Annotated in this window: 26 protein-coding genes; 6 read left to right on the forward strand and 20 right to left on the reverse strand. The window is 56.8% G+C overall.

Features of this window, described 5'->3' with window-relative positions:
• Positions 1-46: 46 nt before the first annotated feature.
• The 5 genes from ACLQ3M_RS07475 to ACLQ3M_RS07495 are packed head-to-tail and all read right to left on the reverse strand — an operon-like array spanning position 47 to position 4268.
• The gene (locus tag ACLQ3M_RS07475; RefSeq protein ID WP_411677075.1) at positions 47-568 is read right to left on the reverse strand and encodes a hypothetical protein; all 522 of its coding nucleotides are present in this window, start codon (positions 566-568) and stop codon (positions 47-49) included.
• On the reverse strand, positions 561-830 hold the full coding sequence (locus ACLQ3M_RS07480; RefSeq protein WP_411677076.1) for a hypothetical protein: 270 nt from the start codon (positions 828-830) through the stop codon (positions 561-563). Before ACLQ3M_RS07480 ends, ACLQ3M_RS07475 begins: the two co-directional genes overlap by 8 nt.
• Entirely contained in the window at positions 806-2806 is a 2001-nt protein-coding gene (locus tag ACLQ3M_RS07485) for a DNA cytosine methyltransferase (protein ID WP_411677077.1), read from the reverse strand. The genes ACLQ3M_RS07480 and ACLQ3M_RS07485 overlap by 25 nt, the downstream gene beginning before the upstream one ends.
• Positions 2803-3369 carry a hypothetical protein gene (locus tag ACLQ3M_RS07490; RefSeq protein ID WP_411677078.1) on the reverse strand — a complete coding sequence of 189 codons (567 nt, stop codon included), beginning with the start codon at positions 3367-3369 and terminating at the stop codon, positions 2803-2805. The genes ACLQ3M_RS07485 and ACLQ3M_RS07490 overlap by 4 nt, the downstream gene beginning before the upstream one ends.
• On the reverse strand, positions 3366-4268 hold the full coding sequence (locus tag ACLQ3M_RS07495) for a conjugal transfer protein TrbL family protein (RefSeq protein WP_411677079.1): 903 nt from the start codon (positions 4266-4268) through the stop codon (positions 3366-3368). Before ACLQ3M_RS07495 ends, ACLQ3M_RS07490 begins: the two co-directional genes overlap by 4 nt.
• A gap of 177 nt (positions 4269-4445) precedes the next feature.
• Here ACLQ3M_RS07495 and ACLQ3M_RS07500 point away from each other — a divergent pair, with 177 nt between their 5' ends.
• The 6 genes from ACLQ3M_RS07500 (at position 4446) to ACLQ3M_RS07525 (ending at position 8804) form a co-directional block, all read left to right on the forward strand.
• Positions 4446-5021 carry a TetR/AcrR family transcriptional regulator gene (locus ACLQ3M_RS07500; RefSeq protein WP_411677080.1) on the forward strand — a complete coding sequence of 192 codons (576 nt, stop codon included), beginning with the start codon at positions 4446-4448 and terminating at the stop codon, positions 5019-5021.
• 1 nt (position 5022) lies between these two features.
• A complete protein-coding gene (locus ACLQ3M_RS07505) occupies positions 5023-5796 on the forward strand; it encodes a sulfite exporter TauE/SafE family protein (protein ID WP_411677081.1) in 774 nt (257 codons plus the stop codon).
• A 116-nt stretch (positions 5797-5912) separates the two neighbouring features.
• Entirely contained in the window at positions 5913-6428 is a 516-nt protein-coding gene (locus ACLQ3M_RS07510; RefSeq protein ID WP_411677082.1) for an AAA family ATPase, read from the forward strand.
• A gap of 2 nt (positions 6429-6430) precedes the next feature.
• Positions 6431-7126, forward strand: a complete 696-nt coding sequence (locus ACLQ3M_RS07515) for an alpha/beta hydrolase (protein WP_411677083.1) — start codon at positions 6431-6433, stop codon at positions 7124-7126.
• Complete coding sequence (locus tag ACLQ3M_RS07520; protein ID WP_411677084.1) at positions 7123-7533, forward strand: peptide deformylase; 411 nt, start codon at positions 7123-7125, stop codon at positions 7531-7533. Before ACLQ3M_RS07515 ends, ACLQ3M_RS07520 begins: the two co-directional genes overlap by 4 nt.
• Before the next feature lie 188 nt (positions 7534-7721).
• Complete coding sequence (locus ACLQ3M_RS07525) at positions 7722-8804, forward strand: helix-turn-helix domain-containing protein (protein ID WP_411677085.1); 1083 nt, start codon at positions 7722-7724, stop codon at positions 8802-8804.
• A gap of 57 nt (positions 8805-8861) precedes the next feature.
• Here ACLQ3M_RS07525 and ACLQ3M_RS07530 read toward each other — a convergent pair whose 3' ends face one another.
• The 15 genes from ACLQ3M_RS07530 to ACLQ3M_RS07600 form a co-directional block, all read right to left on the reverse strand.
• Positions 8862-9200, reverse strand: a complete 339-nt coding sequence (locus tag ACLQ3M_RS07530) for a DUF3852 domain-containing protein (protein WP_411677086.1) — start codon at positions 9198-9200, stop codon at positions 8862-8864.
• 86 nt (positions 9201-9286) lie between these two features.
• Positions 9287-10978 (reverse strand): hypothetical protein, encoded by a 1692-nt coding sequence (locus ACLQ3M_RS07535; protein ID WP_411677087.1) that lies wholly within the window; start codon positions 10976-10978, stop codon positions 9287-9289.
• Between the two features lie 66 nt (positions 10979-11044).
• Positions 11045-11608 carry a DUF6550 family protein gene (locus ACLQ3M_RS07540; protein ID WP_411677088.1) on the reverse strand — a complete coding sequence of 188 codons (564 nt, stop codon included), beginning with the start codon at positions 11606-11608 and terminating at the stop codon, positions 11045-11047.
• 102 nt (positions 11609-11710) lie between these two features.
• Positions 11711-12262, reverse strand: a complete 552-nt coding sequence (locus ACLQ3M_RS07545) for a hypothetical protein (protein ID WP_411677089.1) — start codon at positions 12260-12262, stop codon at positions 11711-11713.
• Entirely contained in the window at positions 12259-12654 is a 396-nt protein-coding gene (locus tag ACLQ3M_RS07550; protein WP_411677090.1) for a DUF4320 family protein, read from the reverse strand. Before ACLQ3M_RS07550 ends, ACLQ3M_RS07545 begins: the two co-directional genes overlap by 4 nt.
• The gene (locus tag ACLQ3M_RS07555) at positions 12648-13310 is read right to left on the reverse strand and encodes a hypothetical protein (protein ID WP_411677091.1); all 663 of its coding nucleotides are present in this window, start codon (positions 13308-13310) and stop codon (positions 12648-12650) included. The genes ACLQ3M_RS07550 and ACLQ3M_RS07555 overlap by 7 nt, the downstream gene beginning before the upstream one ends.
• A 16-nt stretch (positions 13311-13326) precedes the next feature.
• Positions 13327-14196 carry a secretion protein F gene (locus ACLQ3M_RS07560; RefSeq protein WP_411677197.1) on the reverse strand — a complete coding sequence of 290 codons (870 nt, stop codon included), beginning with the start codon at positions 14194-14196 and terminating at the stop codon, positions 13327-13329.
• A gap of 8 nt (positions 14197-14204) precedes the next feature.
• Entirely contained in the window at positions 14205-15134 is a 930-nt protein-coding gene (locus ACLQ3M_RS07565; RefSeq protein ID WP_411677092.1) for a type II secretion system F family protein, read from the reverse strand.
• The gene (locus tag ACLQ3M_RS07570; protein WP_411677093.1) at positions 15131-16522 is read right to left on the reverse strand and encodes an ATPase, T2SS/T4P/T4SS family; all 1392 of its coding nucleotides are present in this window, start codon (positions 16520-16522) and stop codon (positions 15131-15133) included. Before ACLQ3M_RS07570 ends, ACLQ3M_RS07565 begins: the two co-directional genes overlap by 4 nt.
• The gene (locus ACLQ3M_RS07575) at positions 16519-17331 is read right to left on the reverse strand and encodes an AAA family ATPase (RefSeq protein WP_411677094.1); all 813 of its coding nucleotides are present in this window, start codon (positions 17329-17331) and stop codon (positions 16519-16521) included. The genes ACLQ3M_RS07570 and ACLQ3M_RS07575 overlap by 4 nt, the downstream gene beginning before the upstream one ends.
• Entirely contained in the window at positions 17332-18183 is an 852-nt protein-coding gene (cpaB, locus tag ACLQ3M_RS07580) for a Flp pilus assembly protein CpaB (RefSeq protein ID WP_411677095.1), read from the reverse strand.
• Positions 18184-18198: 15 nt separating this feature from the next.
• Positions 18199-18627 carry a prepilin peptidase gene (locus ACLQ3M_RS07585; protein ID WP_411677096.1) on the reverse strand — a complete coding sequence of 143 codons (429 nt, stop codon included), beginning with the start codon at positions 18625-18627 and terminating at the stop codon, positions 18199-18201.
• Entirely contained in the window at positions 18617-18838 is a 222-nt protein-coding gene (locus tag ACLQ3M_RS07590) for a DUF6133 family protein (RefSeq protein WP_411677198.1), read from the reverse strand. The genes ACLQ3M_RS07585 and ACLQ3M_RS07590 overlap by 11 nt, the downstream gene beginning before the upstream one ends.
• A gap of 119 nt (positions 18839-18957) precedes the next feature.
• Positions 18958-19377 (reverse strand): septation protein SpoVG family protein, encoded by a 420-nt coding sequence (locus tag ACLQ3M_RS07595; protein WP_411677097.1) that lies wholly within the window; start codon positions 19375-19377, stop codon positions 18958-18960.
• Positions 19378-19498: 121 nt separating this feature from the next.
• A complete protein-coding gene (locus ACLQ3M_RS07600) occupies positions 19499-19867 on the reverse strand; it encodes a DUF3849 domain-containing protein (RefSeq protein ID WP_411677098.1) in 369 nt (122 codons plus the stop codon).
• Positions 19868-19883: the final 16 nt, after the last annotated feature.

The raw sequence follows: 19883 nt of genomic DNA on the forward strand, positions 1-19883 counted from the left end.
AGCTTAGCACTGCCGTGTCTGTTTGACCGTTTATCTCGCAGAATTTTCAACAAAAATATCGAAATCGCTGACTTTTCAACAGAAAAAGGAGCTGCCCCAAAACTTTCGTTTTGCAACAGCCCCTTTCTATGCGGTTCAGGTAGGAGAACACCTCGCTCTGCTTTTCGTTCCGGAGCCGGATCACCACCAGAAACTCTCTGGACGTCGCCATCTGTACCTGCATCCGGTCAAGCTGGGAGAGATCCTGCTCAAGAAGCCGCCGCACAGCGGGGTGGTTCTCCTGCTCCAGCCGTGTCCGGAGAAACTGCTTGTTATCCTCAAAGTTTTCCCGGCTGTTCAGGCACAGAAATTCCAGTTCCGCGATGCCCTTGAGAACGGTCATCAGGGCGTAGATTCGAGCCGAGACGCTTTCCTCGGAAAGCACAGAGATGTTCGTGGGCTTGAGGATAAAATACACCAGCTCGTCGCTGCGGTTGGTCGTAAGGCTATAATCGGTGACGGCCTTTGTGTTGATGAGCTGGCGGGTAACCTGTTTTTGCCTTGCGCTTTTCTTTTCTGCCTTATTCAAACTTTCCATACCCCCATTCGTAGACCTGCTGCCTTGTAAAAAAGAAAGCGCAGGCGTTTTTTATAAAGTCGAGGATGCTGGTATCGTCAAAACGGATCGTCAGAAACGCATAGAGGGCCGTGATGACGATGGGCGGCAGAAACCGGAGCTGCGCCAGCGCAAACACGGAGAGCAGCAGGCCGACGCCGATGATCCCAATGTCCCGGAGCTGCCACAGCCACAGCGTCGCCTTGGATTTCAGGTTGTCCGGATAGATGTACATGATGATTCCTCCTTGAATTTACATAAAAAATAAGCGACTCCCCGGAGCACATGCTCCACGCAGGGAATCGCCACGCTGTTGCCCAACGCCTTATATCTGGCGCTGTCTGAAGCGCCGGGGATATCCGTCCAGTGATCCGGAAAGCCCTGGAGCCGTTCGCATTCCAGCGGAGTCAGCCTTCGGATCAGCTTGCGGATACGGTGGGGATGCGCATGGGTTTCCGGCACACCGGCTTCGCTTCTTTCACACACAAGGTCGGTAGCGTCCTTGTACTGCCGGGCGCTCTCGGTGCTGACCACCTCGTTCGGGGCGTATTCGTCGCTGCGCTGCTGGGAAAACACGCAGTGCCGGTCGGTGGCCGTGACGGTATAGCTGATATCCGGCTGAACGCCGATCCCGTTCCCTCCGTTCTTATCCTGGCGGTCGATGATATTTCCGGCAATGCAGTAGGTTTCGGTTGGCGCGGAGTCTTCGCCGGAGTCCGCCAGAAACACAGATGGCTGGGAGATTAAGGGAACATTGTTCCCGCCGGTCCCGTATCTCGCGGACATGGTGGGCGCCACCTTGTGCGGCCCCGTATAACGCGAGTCGATCCCGTAATTCTCGAACAGCTCCGGCTGGCTTCCCACGACAAGGGGCGAATGGCCGTGCTCCTGGGAGCGGAGTGTGGCGGCGACGTCTTCGGAAACGTCCATGCGGCTGCCGCCCTGGTCGTTCAGGCACAGCACGGAGGGCATCATGCTTCCACTTGCCGTCGCCTTCAGGGTCGGTGCACATTCCTCCTGATAGCCGATCCCTCCCGCGGACGAACCGGCCCCGGCGCTGAACGCCGCCGTAAACAAAAGCCCACCCGGATTTCTGCCGCCGCCTCCGTCTGCGCCGGCCAGCGTGGGGGCAACGCTTTCTTCTGTAAAAAACCGGCCCTGCTGGGTATCCCATGGCGTCAGGCAATTCGCATCCTCCTGCTGCGGCATCTCGGCAACAAAGGTCTGCTGCTTCATACCAGGCTGGGCCTGTATCGCCCCGGACACATCGTGCAGGTTCCGAACCTCATCGCGCTGATTGCACGCAAAAGCCACGTGCCTGCCCTCCGGAGCTTCCGTTTTTTCTGTTTCTGTGGATACATAACCGTGCCCGCCACCGCCGCCGCTGTACAGGGAGGGCCAGACGCCCTCGCTTCCATAAATCCGGTGGCTTTGTACATCCCAGGATGTCAGGCATCCTCCGGTCGGATTCCCGCCTGAAGCTCCAGCGCCTGCTTCAGCACCGGGGGCAGTTCCTTGCCGCGCTTCTTCGCCCGCCGCAGAATTCCCAGGCAGGCGGTCCTGCTCAAATAGTATTTTTGGGGCGGTGCGGCCTCCAAAATCCGCGACAAGGAAGATGCGCTTGCGCCGCTGCGGGACATTCCAGTATTGAGCGTCGTATACTCTCCAAGCAACGGAGAATTGATCTCCCAATATGGCCCCAGCAGATTGCCATACCCCTCCCGGAGGTCGAGGTACAGATACGGAGTTGTCAGCAACTCGGCAGGTTTCTTCGAGGACCGCCCGGAAATCCTCGCCTCCTGAGCAGGAGAAGGCTCCGGGCACGTTTTCCCAGACCATATACCGAGGTCGAACAGCGTCAGCTGGCCTTCCGCTTGCTTTGTCATTCGCTCTCATCTCTTTAATGATCCGAATTTGCTCCATGAACAGACCGGAGCGTTCGCCCTGCAGCCCGAGGCGCCTGCCGTTTGCCACGCTGAGGTCCTGACACGGGCTGCCGCCGCAGACCACATCCACGGGGGTCAGCTCCGAACCCTTCAGCTTCATGATGTCGCCGATAGGGAGCATATCCGGAAACCGTATTTTTGTGACTTCCATCGGAAACGGCTCGATTTCGCTGGCCCACACAGGAGTAAACCCCTGCCGGACGCCTGCCAGCGGAAATCCGCCGATCCCGTCAAACAGGCTGCCGAGGGTCAGCGGGGCGGTCACAAGTGCAGTTCCATGCCGAGGGAAGGCGCTTCCTGCGGCATAGCCTCCATTTCTTTCGGAAAATACTCGACGGTCCGGTTGACAGGTCCCATCCGGCCGTTCAGCCGTTCGGCTTCTACCACAGCTTCTTCATAGGTTCCGAATACCAAGGGCCTTCCGTCCTGCTTCACCCAGCTTTCCGCCGCACCGCAGACAGACGCAGCGCTCCGGCGCGCCAGAACGCCGTATTGCCTTACGGACGCTTCGCTTTGAATCTGCTCCGCGGACAGATACCGAACGGGGATGCCCAATCGCCCGGCCTTTGCGATCTCACAGCTCATTCCATGGCTGATGGTATCGCCGCAGGCCCACAGTTCTTCACAGGAAGCCAGCACCCGTAGTCCCATCCGAATACCGGCTTTTCTCTCGGAGGGAATGGCATCGTTCAGGACCTGCGGATACAGCAGATGAACAGCGACAGGCGCGCAGCCCTGTTTCATCGCATATCGACAGGTGGCCTTGGCAAACCGGACGTTGTTTTCAACATCCCCCGCGTAGGGAGAGCAGATATATACCAGCTTCATTTCGCCACCGCCTTTACAATGGTTCGTGTGATGTTCATCGCGGTCTGACCGGCGTAGACGGCGCTCATGAAGTTGGCCCTGGTGCTGGTGTCCAGCCCGAACGCTCCGGCGATGCGCGGAATTTCCCCGGCCGCCAGCATCAGGCCAAGCCCCAGCAGGACGTGATCCTTCAGCACCATAAGCCCAGCGATGAGGATAGTGGACTGTAAAAATGCGGTCAGGCACAGGCCGATGATCTGCTTGCACCAGCCCACGAACCCGTCCAGATATCCTCTCGGAACGCTGAACATGTACAGGCTGCCCACCGCAATCTGGATGAGCAGGATGCCGCCGCGCTTCAGGTTGGCGAAGAACACCTTGATCACGGCGTAGCCCATCATGATGAGGATAAAAATCAGCATGATGGGATTGAGCGTGCTTCCGATCCCGCCGAACACTCCGGCGTTCGCCGCTTTTTCCAGCGCTCCCGCGGAGGACAGCTGGCTGATTATGTTTCCGGCCACGGTGTCGATGCCCGTTCCAAGCCCGGTGATGCCCGCCGTGAAGCTGCTCTGCAGGGAGACCGAGAGCTTATACAGCTCCACCGGCACCGTGGAGAAAAGGCCGACCGCGAGAAAACCCTTGATGTTGTTGAGCGCGGTGTCCTTGATGCTTCCCCGGCCGGACTGGTACTCAATACCGCACTCAAAGACCGAAACCACCAGCCCGGTCCCGTAGAGCGCCCAACCAAGGTAAGTAAAAAACAGGACGATGGATTTTACCCATGTCATGTCGAACAGGTCCGCGCCCATGTTGCCCATGGCCGCGAAAAAGTTGCCGAGGAATCCGATCATCTGGCTGTAGATCCAGTCCAGAATCTGTCCCAGCACGGTGTCGGCCACAAAGTCCCATATGAACATGGGAAGTCACCTCCTTCAAAAAATATGGAGCCCGCTTTCGCAGGCTCCAATGCAAAACGATTGCGGGCGCTTAGAGATAGAACAATCGGACATTGCCTCCTTTTTTATTATTGGGTATTGATAAACTAATTGCGTTAGTTTATAATGCATATATTATAGTTTGTGGAAGTGGTAACAATGGGCACAAGAAGAAATCTGGACGCACAGACAATCCTGAATGCCGCGGCGGAGCTTGCGGAAGAAAAAGGGCTTGAAAATGTCTCGCTGCTTCAGGTAGCGGAAAAGCTGGGCGTAAAATCGCCGTCCCTTTATAACCATCTGAGCGGAGTTCAAGAGCTCTCCGCAGGAATTGCGAAGCTTGCCCTCGGCAGGCTGGAAGAAGCAATCCGCGGCGCGGCGGTCGGCCGGTCCGAGGGCGACGCGTTGCTGGCAATCGCCCTTGCATATCGGAGCTACGCGAAAGAAAATCCGGAGCTTTACAAGGCAATCCTGCGCTTCCCGGACTGCGGTGACAGCGATGTTCAGGAGAAGGGGCACACTGTTGTCTGGATTCTGTATCAGGTGATGGAGCCGTATCACTTAGGGGAAGAGGAAACGATCCATTTTGTCCGTGGTTTCCGCAGTGCGCTCCATGGGTTTGTTTCTCTGGAAGCGGCGGGATTTTTCCGTGGAAATGGCGCGGACGTCGACGAAAGTTATCGACAGCTTGCTTTTCGGTTGATTTCATCTTTAAGTATGGAAAAGAGTGATTGATATGGGTACTTATATTGCCTTACCCATTGTTGGGTTTGTCGTAGGCTTGCTGATTGTTTCTCTCGGCGGAGGCGGCGGAGCCGTCTATGTTGGGATTCTGACGGTGTTCTTTCACATTTCTCCCGCGATTGCAGCGTCGACCTCGCTGGCTACCACGATCCCTACCACGGCGGTGGGGGCGTTTTCCCATTGGAAGGCCGGAAACGTGAATCTGCGGTTCGGCATTACAATGCTCGTAAGCGGCGCGGTCGGCTCCGTCATCGGTTCGCTGTGTTCCGGTTTTCTGCCGCAGGGCCTTTATAACAAATTGACCGGAATCATTCTGCTCCTGCTTGCCCTGCAGATGCTGATCTCCTTTCTGCGAAAAAAACACGGCAAGACAGCGGAGCAGGACCCTGCTCAAACAAAAATGGCGAATACGATCAAGGCTGTCTGCTTCGGGCTGCTGGGTGGAATCATGTCCGGACTGGTTGGCTTAAGCGGCGGCGGGCCGATTGTCGCGGGGCTAATGATTCTGGGCTGTCCGGCGTTGGAGACTGTGGGAACCTCTGTTCTGGTGCTATTCGGAATCGCGGTGACAGGTTTCCTCGCGCATCTCAGCGTTGGGAATATTGATTGGCAGCTTGTCGGGCTTCTGGCCATCGGCACCATGTGCGGCGCGCTCGCCGGGCCGTTCCTCCTGAAACAGGCGGACAAGAAAAACCTGGAGAAAGTTCTCCAGCCTGTGCTTTTCATCATGATCGTTGTCATGGGCGGAATGCTGATGTTTAAATAGCGATATCATGGCTGAAGCAAACGATATGATGGATGCACGGTTGCCGCCGTAAACAGGCAAACGGAATTTTGCTTTCTATGGTATAATGCTGGTAATATGAATTGCTGAGGTTGAACATGAAAAATCTGTTTTTAATCGGCGGGACTATGGGTGTGGGGAAAACGACCACCTGCCGGATATTGGAGCAAAAGCTGAATAACAGCGTGTTTCTCGACGGGGACTGGTGCTGGGACATGCACCCTTTTCAAGTCACAGAGGAGACCAAGCGCATGGTCGTGGAAAATATCTGCTTTCTTTTGAACAATTTCATCAGATGTTCCGCCTATGAAAATATCGTGTTCTGCTGGGTGATGCACCAGCAGGCGATTCTTGACGACATCCTTTCGCGGCTTGAAACGGAGAACTGTAAGATTCACGCAATTTCCCTTGTGTGCGGCGAACATGCATTACAAGATCGTTTACAAAAAGATGTCAGCGCCGGAGTTCGGGAGGAAGAGGTCATTCAGAGGAGTGTCGCGCGTCTGCCTCTCTACAGAGTGCTTGACACGGATAAAATTGACGTGTCGGAAATCGGGCCGGAGGAAGCGGCTGATCTTATCATTCAAAGCTCTATAAGACCAATTGGAGGATAACCATGATAACTGCGATAAAATCTAAAATTTGTGATGTTCCCGCCATCCTGTACGGTGAAAATTCCGACCGTGTCTGGTTGTTCGTCCACGGCAAGTGCGGGTACAAAGAGGAGGCGGAAGCCTTCGCGGGAATCGCCTGCCCCAAGGGCGCTCAGGTGCTGGCCGTCGACCTGCCCGAACATGGGGAACGAAAAGCCGAAACCGGCTTTGATCCGTGGCATGTGGTTCCGGAGCTGCGGGAGGTCACGGCGGATCTTCGGCAGCGGTGGGAGCACGTTTCCCTTCGCGCCAACAGCATCGGGGCGTGGTTTTCAATGCTGGCTTTTCTGGACGCGCCGCCGGAACAGGCGCTGTTTGTTTCGCCGGTGCTGGATATGCGGCAGTTGATTCGAAACATGATGCTCTGGGCGTCTGTGGAGGGAACCCGGTTGGAGCGGGAGCGTGAAATCTCCACCGACTTTGGCGAAACGCTTTCCTGGGATTATCTGCAATACGCGAAAGCGCACCCCATCGTGACATGGACGGCCCCGACGGCGATTTTGTATGCCGGTCGGGACAACCTGACCGGTCGGGAAACGGTGGACGCTTTTGTCAGCCGCTTTGACTGCAAATTGACTGTTATGGAAACCGGCGAGCATTGGTTCCATACGCCGGAACAGATCAATATACTGAAAAGTTGGGAGGAAGCCAACACATGATTCGGGAAATTTGCAGGGACGAGGGTTTTCTCGCCAAAAAGGCTGAACCGGCCATGATGGACGATCTCGGTGCGGCGGAAGATTTACTGGAAACACTGATTGCTCATAAGGATGGCTGTGTAGGCATGGCGGCCAACATGATCGGAGTCAACAAGCGCATCATCGCCTTTGATAACGGGGGCAAATTCATGGTACTGTTTAACCCGGAGATCCTCAAGAAATCCGAACCCTACGAGGCGGAAGAGGGCTGCCTGTCCCTTGCCGGCACCCGGAAAGCAAAGCGCTGGAGGTCCGTCAAGGTGCAATACCAGAATGAGAAGCTCCAGACCCGTCTGAAAACCTTCACCGGATTCGCGGCGCAAATCATTCAGCACGAAATGGATCACTGCGAGGGAATTCTGATATAGTCAAGGCGTGTGTGTTTATCATTCAAAGTTGCTCAAAGCCAAAAGAAAAAGCGGACCTTGGTTGAAGAATTCAACCGCAGGTTAAATCATGGACGTGAAAAGTCAAACACGCTTCCATTGCGGCCCTTCCGGGTATCGGGTATACTGATACTCAGGAAGGGCCTTCCTCAAGAAAGAGAGGAATCAGAATGGATTTATCGATTGGGAAAAACATTCAGAATAAAAGAAAAACCATGGGGCTGACGCAGGACCAGCTTTCCACAGCGCTGGGTGTTTCCATCGCGGCGGTGTCAAAATGGGAAACGGGCGGCGCGTATCCGGATATTACCCTGCTCGCCCCGATTGCCCGGCTGCTCGGCGTCACGGTAGACGATCTGCTGGGCTTCGAACCACAGTTATCGGAGGATCAGGTCATGGAGATTTGCGATCAATGTGCAAAATTGTTCGAATCCTCCGACTATGAAAACGCGGTGTCCTTCGGAGAAAAGAACATCCGGGAATATCCGAACAGCCAGCTTTTGAAATTGCGAATGGGCAATGTTTTCATGATGCACACTCCATGCGCGCGAACGGAGGACGAAGCCACCCATTTATTAAGCTGCACGGAATCCCTGATGCGGGAGGCCGCCGAAAGCGAAGATATCACAATCCGCGAAGCCGCGTGGCACAGTCTGAGCGCCCTTTTAATGCAGCAGAAACGGTACGAGGAAGCGTTGAAGGCGCTTGATGGCATTCACAGTTCAGAAATCGAGCCGAATCAAATGAAAGTCTCCATCTACTACGCCATGGGAGATTATGAAAAGTCGAAACAGGTGGCGCAGTATCTGCTTGCCACACACGCGTTCGGCTGCAATATCGCCCTTGGCACGCTCTCTAAGATTGCGAAAAAGAAGAAAGATTATCCGCTTGCGCTGCGGATGGAAAACTTAAGCCTGCAGCTTTCGCAAATGTTTGACAAAGATAAGCTCTACGGTCAGGACTTGAACCACTACCTGATGATTGCGCAGTGCCACGCGGAGCAGAAGCAGGAACAGGAAACGCTGGATGCGCTTGGAGCGTTTTTGAAGTGTGCGCAGATGCCCGCGGATCATGATATGGTAAAGGCAAGCCCGTTCTTCGACAGCATCGAGATGAGCGAAACACTCCAATCAAAAAGCTATTTGAATCGCTGCGTCCGTGAGATGATCAACGGGAACCCGGAATTCGATTTTTTGAGCGGCAATCAGGAGTTTCAAAATATTCTAACAGCGCTGGAACAGCTTCCGGAATAATGTTTTTATATAAGCAGACCGGACCGTTGTTGAGAATCGATCCGGCCCGCTCTTTCTTTACATTCCAACTACGCTCCAAATGTACAGCGGCGCCGTTAATGTGAACACCAGACAGGCGAACAGGATTGCCGGCGCCGCCCACTCGAACTGCCCATGTTTTCTATAGTCGAAATAAGCCGTGCCCAATTTAGCGAAGAAAAACACGGCCAGAATCAGGTCGATAGCCGGAAAAACGACGCTGTTGACAACGGTCTTGATCTGCTGTGAAGCTGTTTTCCAGGTACCCTCCACGGCTCCCGCCACATCGCCGCTTCCCGCCGCATATGCGGTTGTTCCAAAGAGGCAGGTCAGGACGAGAACCACACACAGAACCGCGAAAATACGCTTCTTTTTCATGGATTTTACACCCTTTCAAATAATTTTTTTGCAGAGAAAAGGACCGCTGAAGCTTCTGCTCCGCGATCCTTTTTTCTTGTCTGTTGTTATGGCTTTACAGGGGCGATGTGCCAGTCGCTCCAAAGGCTGCCTCGTATCGTTACCGAGTCGGTGAGGTTCATGCTGAGCATCCCCACGGGCGTCCAGCAATCCTCCAGATAGGTATAGGGCGTATAGCTGCCGTCCGGCATCCAGATCGGCGTGAAGTGCGTGCGACGCTTGTAGGTCGAATATTTATTGGGCGCAAACTCAAACTCCGCGGTATATCCGGAGCGTGTCTGTTCCAGCAGCCGCCAGAAGGATTGGTATCCGAATTCCGGAAAATACGTGACGGCGGTTTGCGCGTCGGTCACCGCCGAAGATTGGTTGGTGCTCACTCTGGCGGTCGTTTCCTGGTCGATCCCATAGCCGCTTTTCAGGATTTTGCCCGACGCGGTGGGATCTTTCGCGTCTGGCGTGACGCTCATGGAAGCGGTCAGGCTTGCGGAATAGGAAGTCCAGTTAAACTCCCACCATCCGGTGTCTTCCCAATAGCCGGAGTTCTCTTCCGTGGAAATCCAGACCCAATTCGCGTGCCATGACGTACACCAGACTCCCCAGGACGCGGAGGTTTTCTGCACATTGTTGGGAACTGGCGACGCGGCGTAGGAGTCGTTCCGGTCATTCGCCTCCGGATCGGGGGGATCGTGCCCGGAGAGGTCCACAATCTTTGCGGTGATGGTTCCCTCGTTTGCCATGCCTCTGCCGCTTACCGACACGCGGATGGTCATGGTCTGCGGCATGGATGGGGTTGTCCAGCGCACCCACGCCAGCTGGCTGTCGCCGTCCGGGTAGTAAACGCCGCCGACCGTGTAAGTCTGGCCCCCAATCGTAAACCTGACTGTGACGGGATTGTCCGGATTGGACTGCCCGCCCCGCACCGCCACGGATGTGATGACCTCCGTATTGACGCGGTACTCATAGTTTGTCGTGCCGACGGTAGGAGGTTCCGCTTCGCTGAACCTCACGATGCCAAGGCCGAGGGATGAGATGATATCCGTATCCGACGCGGCTTTGGTCGTGGAGCCGCCCCATGCTGGGTAACCGAGATCCGGGGTTTCCAGAAACATCGCCAGCGGCAGGTTTTTGTGGCTGAGCGAGACCATCTTGCTCCGCAGTCCGCCCCCGAACTGCCGGTCGAACAGCGCGGCCTCCGTGGCGGTCATGGCATATTTGACGCCACCGAAGGTCATATAGGCGATGGGTTCCAGAAGCAGCTTGTACTGCCCGTTGATCAGAACATTAAAGTTCATTCCGGTCAGATTTGCGATGCTCCGGATTACCTGCTCATCGGTGAAATAGCTCTTAATCGCGGCGATGTTGCCGTTTCCTCCGGATGTGCTGATGATCTTGGGCAAAGCCTGAGACGGGTTGGTATAATAATAAGCTCCCTGAACAGGAGAAAGCGTTCTCCCATTCGTGTACTGCATTTTACTTACTTTTCCAAAATGAATAATGGAATTGGCGGGAGTTTTGTTAGTCAGGTCAATTGGGGTCGTAACCACAGCGTGGTCGCTGGCCCGGATGACCGTCACCCGTACTCCCTCGTCGCCGGTGTTCCAGAAATCCGTGCCGGTGCCGGTTCCCATCCCGCCTCCGCCGCCGTCCACATTCCCGTCCCCGATGGCGTAGGCGTTCATCGGCAGGAACACGGAAATCATCAGTACCAACATTAAAAGAATGCTGATGATTCGTTTCATGGAATCCTCCTTTCAAACGAAAAAGCACAGCCGAAGCTGTGCTTTCCGTAATTTCGTGATATTGAGCTAATTCATGTTGCCGATCTTGTTGCCATTTTCATACATATCGCCAGCCTTGGTTCCAACGTTATCACCGCTGTTATCTACCCATCCGAATCCAGGCACCCAAACTTGCCCTTTACTGTTCTTATCTCCGGATTTCGGTGTCGACGGTTCGGAGGAGGAATCCGCAGTCGGCGTGCTGTTATCCGTTTTGGAAGCCTTTTTGCCGTCCGGCGTCTGATCGGGGTTCGTTTTCGCTTCCGCCGAGGGCTCGGACGGTTTTGTGACCTCTGCCTGAATGCTCTGGTCCGTGCCGCTGGAATCTCCGGTATCTTTAGCGCTGCCGTTCTGAGAAGCCGTGTCCGGTGCGGAAACGGCGGGGACGCTGACGTCCGGCGAAGAACCCGCAGCTCCCGGTGCGGAGATGGAAGGAACCGAGGCGTCCGACGCGGTTGAGGAGGCATCCGCTTTCCCGTCCGTGGGCGTCCCCGTCCTGAACTGCGCGGCGATAGCGACGACAAGCACAACGCTCAAGACGCCGAGCCCGGCAAGCATGAGCCGCTTTTTTGTTCTATCTTTCAGTTTCATATGAGGTACCCTCCTTTTTCATAATAGTTGATTTATCGGCTTTTTTCAGTATCACACAGTACCACAGACGGTTTCGCAAGTCTATGGGCACGCGTGAAATAGTCAGAATAAAGGCATATATTTTGCCTGCACCCTGAGATTGACCGTCATGGGCGGCAGGATATTTCCACCAAACCGCACGGGGACCTCCAGACGAATCACCGCGTCGGCCAGATAACCGTCAGCGTTATCCGGATCGGATGGCGCCAGCGGCATGTTCCTGAGATGGACGGACAGGTTCGACAGCCGGAATTCAGCTTCGTCCCCGGCGTATTTCACATGATATCCATTCTCCTGCCGGAGCTCCAGCAGCTTATCCAGCCGGCCGTAAATATCGCCGTAATCAAGGCTTTCCTCGAAATCGTCCGCCGAAGGCTGGTAAGCGCCGGAATAGCCCTCCCGCACGCCGTGGTAAACATTGTCGTAGCTGTCGTTCACGGTTGAGATCACGGCGGACTGCACCGCGTCCCGTACACCCTGGGCGATGATCATCAGCAGGATGCCCTCGGAAGCAACGCAGAGAAGCAGCAAAAGCGCCAGCGTCACCGCGATGGTGAGCGGAAAGGCCGATCCTTTATTGCTTTTGAGTATAGCACGGAATTTTTTGGATGTCACTTCCAGTACACCTCGCTTTTGCCCGACGCTTTCGACGTCAGAGTGACGGGAAAGCTCCCGAACCCGCCGAGCAGCCCGATATCGGCCCGCACGGAAACGGTGACTGTGAATTCCCCGTTGAGCTGAATCTTTCCGGTTTTCGACCATGAGATGTCCGGCTCAAGGCCGGTCTGCTCGGTCAGCACCTGCGCCCGGCGTGCCGTTTCCGTTCCGACGCATCCTTGGATTTCCGCTTCCCGGCACAGCTCGGAGGCATAGGTGTCCAGCCTGTTTTTGGTGACGAATACCGGCAGGACGCTCATCGCCACCGCGATCACCAGCATGACGCAGAGAATCATCACCGCTGTGTCGATATATCCCTCGCCGCGCCGGGAACAGAGGAGCTTCAGCATAGCTGTACCCCCTGATCCGGCGAGTCGGCGGCCTGCTGCTCCATGTCATGGACATCGTCGCTCAGGATATGCCACGATCCGTCGCAGAAGCCCGCATTTAGTACCTCCTGATTCAGCAGTTCCTCCGCGGGGATTTCCATCGCGTATTCGACATCGCCGGGATGCCCATTCACGCTCTGGCCGGACAGCAGAAGCGCGGCTTTTTCAGGCGTCAGGCAGACAAAGCCGCCCGGCGTCATCATGTCGAAGCAGGAGCCGGGATGCTGCTCGAGAAATTCCCGCACGGTGACCGGCCCGGCTTCTTCCGGACCGTCCCGCGACGGTTCCAGCATGGCGTATTCTCCCTCGCCAAGCCCCTTGTCGGTGATGTTCCAGAGCGCATGCCCCAGCTCGTCGCTGTGAGACACGTTCTGCTCAGCCAGCCACTGGTCACTCACCAGCCGCAGCGGGTCTTCAAACCGGAGCAAGTATTCCGCGTCACCGGCACTGCAGCAATCCATGAGCTCGTCATACACCAGCTTTACCGCCGCAATCTCCGACGCCTGCTCGATCAGGTCGGAAGCGGGCCTGCTCTGGAGCTGCTGGATATAGGAGCGGTAGTTGGCCTCGATCCGGTCACGCAGCTTTTTCTCCAATTGTTTTTCATTTTGATCCATACAAAATCCTCCTTAACTAAAACATGGTGCCGAGAGAATCCATGATCTGCACCGCGATGATGACCATATAGGTCAAAAGAAAGCACATCAGCATCACGAAGGAAAACACGCGGATTTTCGGCGGAATCTTCTGCGCTTGGCCTTTTAAGCGCTGAAGCTCCAGCGCCTTGAAATCGTGGGACAGCATCTGGAAATACACGACGCTGTCGTCGCCGCGCAGGACGCCGATCAGCCCGCGCACCACGTCGGAAAGCATGGGGGAATTGAACCTTGCCTCGAACCGAGTGAGCGCCGCCTCATAGGAGGAGGAGCGCATGTCGGCCGTCAGCACGTCCAGCTCATGGGCGAAGGCGGGGCCCGCGTTTTTCTTATAGGCTTCCAGCATTGCCAGCACGTCGCGGCTGGCCTTCAGGCTTTGCTCCACGGTCGCCACGAACCGGGGCAGCTCGCCTTCGATCTGATCCCGCCTCGCTTTGAGCTGCTCGTCCGCCTTGCGGCTTTCCTTAAAATACGACAGGACGGCGAGGATCACCACCAGCGGGGTCAGCAGAGGCAGCAGAAGCAGGCAGGGGATCACGCCCAGCAGGATGGCGCCGGATTTGGTCAGGGCGTAGGCCGTGTACACCTCCGGAGTTATGGAGTAACCGGCCGCCTTCAGCACATTCGCCATCCTCGCTCTTTTGTACTCGTCCATGCGGATGTGCCTTGCCAGCTTCACGGCGCCGGACATCAGCCACGCCTCCACGGTTTTGGAGGCTTTTTTATTTTCCTTGCCCGCACCCAGCATGGCTTTTGCCGCTTTCAAAGTGGGCAGCTTCAGCACATCCGCCAGAAGGAAGAACAGCCCGGCGGCCAGCAGAAGCCCCGCGAAAAACAGCTGCTTCATCATCAGCGTCACCTCCTGTACTCGATGGGCTTCGTCAGCTTGATGACAAAAGCCGTGGAGATGAAAATGGCGGCCGCGCACACCGCGAGCGTGATCTGTCCCGCCGGCGTGTGCATCAGGGTATGGTACCAGTCCTTGTTCAGCAAGCGCATGATGGGGACATTTCCGGCCACCAGCATCGCCATAACAATAAATTCCTTCCGCGGCTCAAACACCAGGTATTCCAGCTCGGCGTTGACGATCCGCATGTCGGACAGCTTGCCGACGATGGGCGTCAGGGTGGTCTTCAGGCTTCGGTCATACTGGCAGGCGGCAAGCGCGTCGCACCATTCGTGAAAGACGTCGTTTTCGATCTTCGGCTTCATGTCATGGAGCGCCGCCTCCACATCCGGGCTGACGAGCTTCACCCGCGTGAGAAAACCGGCAAACACGCTTTTCACGGGCGGGTTCAGATACGCGATGCTTTCCTCGACCGCCGACACGATATCCTCATTGCGCAGGTAGGCTGTGGTAATGATCGACAGAGCCGTTTCCAGCTCGGACGCAACGGCCTTTTTGTAATGGCTGGCGGTCAGGCGGACATACCAAAGCGGAATGAACATCATCCCTATGGCCATTACCGGCACGAGGAACACGTTTCCGAGCAGGATGGCGAAGGCCGCGCCCACGGCGAAGCACAGCAGGGACGCCGCGCAGACAAGGGAAAACCGTCCGCTCCGGCCGGTGATCTTGAGGATTTCCTGCACCTCCGAGATTTTCCTGCGGAGAAAGGACGCCTTTTTGCGCCGCGCGGCCTCGTCGATCTCCGAGCGGAGGCTTTTGTTACTCCGGGCCAAAAACCCGAACAGCCCATCGGCAAACCCCAGCGGAGAGATTCCGAGCAATAAAAAAGCGCCGGCGATCATGCCGACGCAGGCAATCAGAAGAATGGCGTTCACGCCGCCTCACCTCCCATGGAAAGGATGCGGCTCAGGACGGCCTGCGGCATCCCGTTTTCGAGGAGCCGCCTCTGCAGGCTCTCCGAGATCGGTTGCACGCTGCCGTGCTCGCCGGTGATGATGAATCTGCCCTGCTCCAGGCGGTTCTCGGAAACGTGGTACCGGAACAGCGGATGGAAGTTTCTTGTGCCATCCGGCAGAATCTCGCACTCCATGATCTCCATGATGCGGCGCTGCTTGTTCTCCAGCTGCTTGCAGAAGGCCACCAGCGGATATGCTTCCGTAACATAGGCCATGAGCGTTTCATCCGACATGTCCACGGCGCGTTTGCACAGCGCGACCATTCTGCGGTAGGCCGCGTCGCAGGAGGTGGCGTGGATGGTGGTCAGCACGCCGATGCCGGTCAGGGCGGCTTCCAGCGCCGCGTATGCCTCGGAGCCGCGCATCTCACCAACCACGATGAGGTCCGGGTTGAAGCGGAGGGACATATCCAGCAAGCTGGTCTGCGTGATCCGCTGGCGCTCGTTCTCGCTGTCGCGGGTCAGGGTGTGGATGACGCTGTTGACCACCTTCCCGTTTTCCTGCCGTACCAGTGACAGCTCGCGGGAGCCGTTTTCAATGGTAAAGATTCGTTTGTTGTCCGGCACGGTGGTCAGAAGCCAGCCCGCCAGCGTGGTCTTGCCGGAGCTGGTAGCCCCGGCGACGCAGGTGGAAACGCCATAGCGCAGGCATTCGGAAAGAAAATCCAGCATCGGCCCCGTGGCGGTGCCACCGTTTATGAAATCCCGCTTTTTCATGGACTGAGGGTTGACGATACGGATGGACGCCGACACGCCCACGTCCTCGTCCACAAGCGGGGTCTTGAGCGCCGCGATGCGGATGTTCTTCGACAGATGCCCCAGCACGGCGGGACTGGCGTTGTCCAGCACCATGCCGGACACATGGAGCATCCGGCGAACGACGTTGACGGCGTGCTCCGGACTGTCGAATCGCTCGTCCAGCTTTTTCGTGACGCCGCTGCTGTACTGCACCTCCACGTCGTTCCATGCGTTCACATCAATTTCCTCGATGCCCGTTCCGAAGATGTATTTGGTCAGGAATGAAAACTCCGCCATCTCGGTGTAGAGGGCGTCCACAAGCTGCTCCTGCGTCATGCCCTGCACCGTCAGGCGGTAATCCTGCACATATTTTGCGATATACCGCTTGACCTGCGCCTTGACTTCCTCGGTCCCGCCGTCCGTGATCAGCGTCGCGTACTTGCTCGAAATGTATTCCTGCACGTCGCGCAGTACCGAGCGGAAGTCCCGGACGGTTTCTCCGGAGGAGAAGAACAGATCCTGGCTGTCCGTCATGTTTTGGGAAGCTAAAAGATCGGGCCGCCTGCTCATACGCCAAACACCTCCTTGGATATTTTCTCAATCTCTTTGCGAAATCCCCGGCTGTCCTTGAGAGCAAGCTCACCCAGCAGGTTTCCCTCCAGCGCCAGATTCTCCAGCTCGGAGGAATGCGGGATCTGAAAGGCCACGCTGCCCAGCACCTGTTCGATATGCTCCCCGGCCTGATTGGATTTGACGTCGGAGGCCGCCTTATACTGCTTGTCGGCGTCCCATTTCTGCTCTTTCAGAAGCGGAAGCTGGCTGGAAAGATAGCTGACGGATTTTAGGTCACAGTTCACCAGACGGAGGACGGAATCTGCTGACAATAAAGCCACCGCCGAGAGAACATCGTGAGCGATATAGCTGCCGCAGTCGACGATGATGGTCGGGGCGACGTCGCGCAGATGGTCGATGAGCTCGGCAGCCAGCTCCTGGGTATAGGGCGGGTAGGTGAACACATTTTCGCTCTTGAGCATGCCGATGAGGGTTAGGTGGCTCATCTTTTTCAGGGTGACGCAGTTCTGCTTGACGAGGGTGTCGGTGATATGGGCCGCCGCGAGAATACTTCCGAGGGAGCGCTCGCACTCCAGCTCGGAGGGCGGGCAGACGCAGGGCAGCATGGGAGCCGTCATGTCGCACAGCAGAAGCGCCACGTCGCGCTTGTGGTCGGCCAGATATTTGGCGAGGCGCACACTGACGGTGGTTTTGCCGCTGCCTGGACTGCCCCAGACCGCCAGCATCCGGACGTCCGGCTCCGCTTCCTCCTGGGGAGGGGCCGGTCTATTTCGGGAGAAAATGCTCCCCTTCATGAAATTGAGCATTTATTTCCCCTCGCTTTCCGGCGCCGCGGAGCTCGCGGCGGGGGCATTCGTACCGGAGGACGCGCTGTTCGAACTGGCGCCTGTTCCGTTGGAACTGCCTGCGTTTTTCGGATACAGGGCGTCCAGCAGCTTATCCTGCGTCGCCAGAAATTCATCGGCCTTGTCTTTGCCACCTCGGTAGACAAGGGACAGATGGATGCTGCCCTCCGATTCCAGCTCTGCCAGAATCATCGCCTGATTCGAGGTTGCCAGCAGGGTCACGGTGGCGGGAAGCTGCTTTTCCTCGTCCCCGCTGTCGGATTTGCCGGACTCGGTTTTGGTCTGATCGGTATCATTGCCGGAACTGGCTGTCACGCCGATGACCTCCACATAGGTCAGCTCGGGCGGGATGACCGTGGAGCCCTGCTTTTTGTAGTCCGGGGCAATGACGCTGACGATGTCGCCCGCCGCCAGCTTCCCGGACAGCCCCTCCGCAAGGTTCTTGATGCTGACGGAAATGGCTTCCTTCGTCCCGTCCAGACTGGACAGATAGGCGTTTTCCGCCACCGGAGTGTCCGACAGCTTGGCGGAAAGGACATAATCGCCGGGGGCAAGGTCGGCTTTAGCGTACTTGCCGACCATGGAATCGGTCTGCTTCAGGACATTCTCGGGCAGGTTGTAGCCGCCCACCTCAACCGTTTGAACCATGTCTTTTGTGATCTGCTCTCCGCTTTGAATATCCTTGACCACCCTCACCACGGTGGTCTTCTGCGACACGCTCTGGTTAAAGAGCGGCGTGAGCGCAAAGCAGATCAGAAGAGAAAGCACAATGCAGACGGCGCCCAGCGCCGTGCGGTTTTTCAAAAGCTTCATGGATATTTCCTCCCATCAGAAAAGAAAATAGGCTGCAAGGCAGCCGAGAGAGAGAAAGGGCGCGAGGGGATACGGCTTTCGTCCCGTATCCCCTCCGCGCGCTTTTCTAATTAAAATGTAAATGCCGGACAACACCGCAAACGCGGTGCAACCGAGAATGGCGGCGGCAAGGCTCTGCCGGAAGCCCAGCACCAGCCCGGTCGCCGCCATGAACTTGATGTCCCCGCCCTCGATGCCGCCGAAAAACCGGGCGATCACCAGCGGGATCACCGCGATGAGCGCTCCGGCAAGATTTTCCGGCTCAAAGGCGAGGAGGCTCGTCAGGGCGATCCCCGCGCAGAGTAGATCCGGAATGATCCGCCTGCGGATATCGCATACCGCCGCGGCGGTCAGCAGAATGGTGAAACTGACTGCCTGCAGAAGGAGCGGCACATTAGCCGCCATAGTTGAACATGTCCTGAATGCGTTTTTTCAGGGTCGGCAGGACCGTTTCCCCGAACAGGGCGTAGAGTCCTGCCAGCAGCAGCGCACCGATGACGACCGCGATGAGAATTTTGATGGCCGTATCCACGAAGCCTTCGCCGCTCTGGGAGCGGAGCAGGCCGCGGGAATTCAGGTAGAACATAGTCAGTTCATATCTGGCCTTGTCCGCCATCCGTTTCAGGCTGTGTGTTGCGCGCCGCACCATAGAAATCAGGCTGTTTTTTGCGTTGCTCAGAAATTTCTTCATTTTGCTTTACCTCCAATATGTTTTTTCATAGCAAAGGCGGGGCCTCACAGCCCCGCCATCTTCATGCCGGAGCCATGCTCCGGCGCCCGTTCAAAAGGGGGCGTTGCCGCCATCTGCTGGGCCTGCCCCTGGTTCTGGCTCTGCGTGAGAGCCTGGTGATAGGCGTCGATCACCGCCTGATTGAGCTGCTCCCGGAATTCCTTGGTCACCGGGAAGCAGATGTCCTTGTACTCGCCGTTGCCCGCTTTGTAGCTGGGCATGGCGACGAACAGGCCCTTGGTGCTGTCCACGACCTTGACGTTCCGGATGGCAAAGCAGTCGTTCAGGTTAATGGACGCGAAGGCCCGGACGCTGCCCTCCGGCCGGATGGAGCCGATTTTCACGTCCACCTTCATCGGCATGGGCTGTTCCGCGGCAGCCTGCGCCGCCTGCGGAGCTTTTGCGTCTGTCGGGTTTTTACTCATGATCGTTTCCTCCTTCAGATTTTTGTGCCTGGGATCATTCCAACATCATGCCACCCATGTTCTCGGAGGGCTGCTGCTCCTGAAGCTCCGAGAGCTTTTCCCTCGCCCAATCGGGCAGAAGCTACTCCCACAGAACGCCGGTAAAGTCAGCGCGGTTCCAGCGCGTTTTTTCTCCGTCGTTCAGGCAGGTTGCGGACACCGCTCGGCCGGAGGAATTGGGGGCGCAGCCGAAGCCGCCGGTTGCCAGCCAGAGCTGATCCTGCTGGCTCCAGCAGCTCTCCTTCAAAATGTCCGGCGACAGCACCAGAACGCGGCCTTCGTAGCTCAGCTTATCGGAGTCCGGCTCGCATTGGCCGGGGCCGAACAGCCCCAGCTCCTGATACGCGCGGCGGTACTGGTTGATAAAGCCATCCAGCACGGCGGGGTGGCTTTCCACCACATACTCCAGATTGTGATCGTTGAGACTGTTCTTGTCGGACGGAATGTACACGCTTTTTTGCTGTGAA

It is taken from the genome of Caproicibacter sp. (assembly GCF_046707225.1).
GTDB lineage: Bacteria > Bacillota > Clostridia > Oscillospirales > Acutalibacteraceae > Caproicibacter.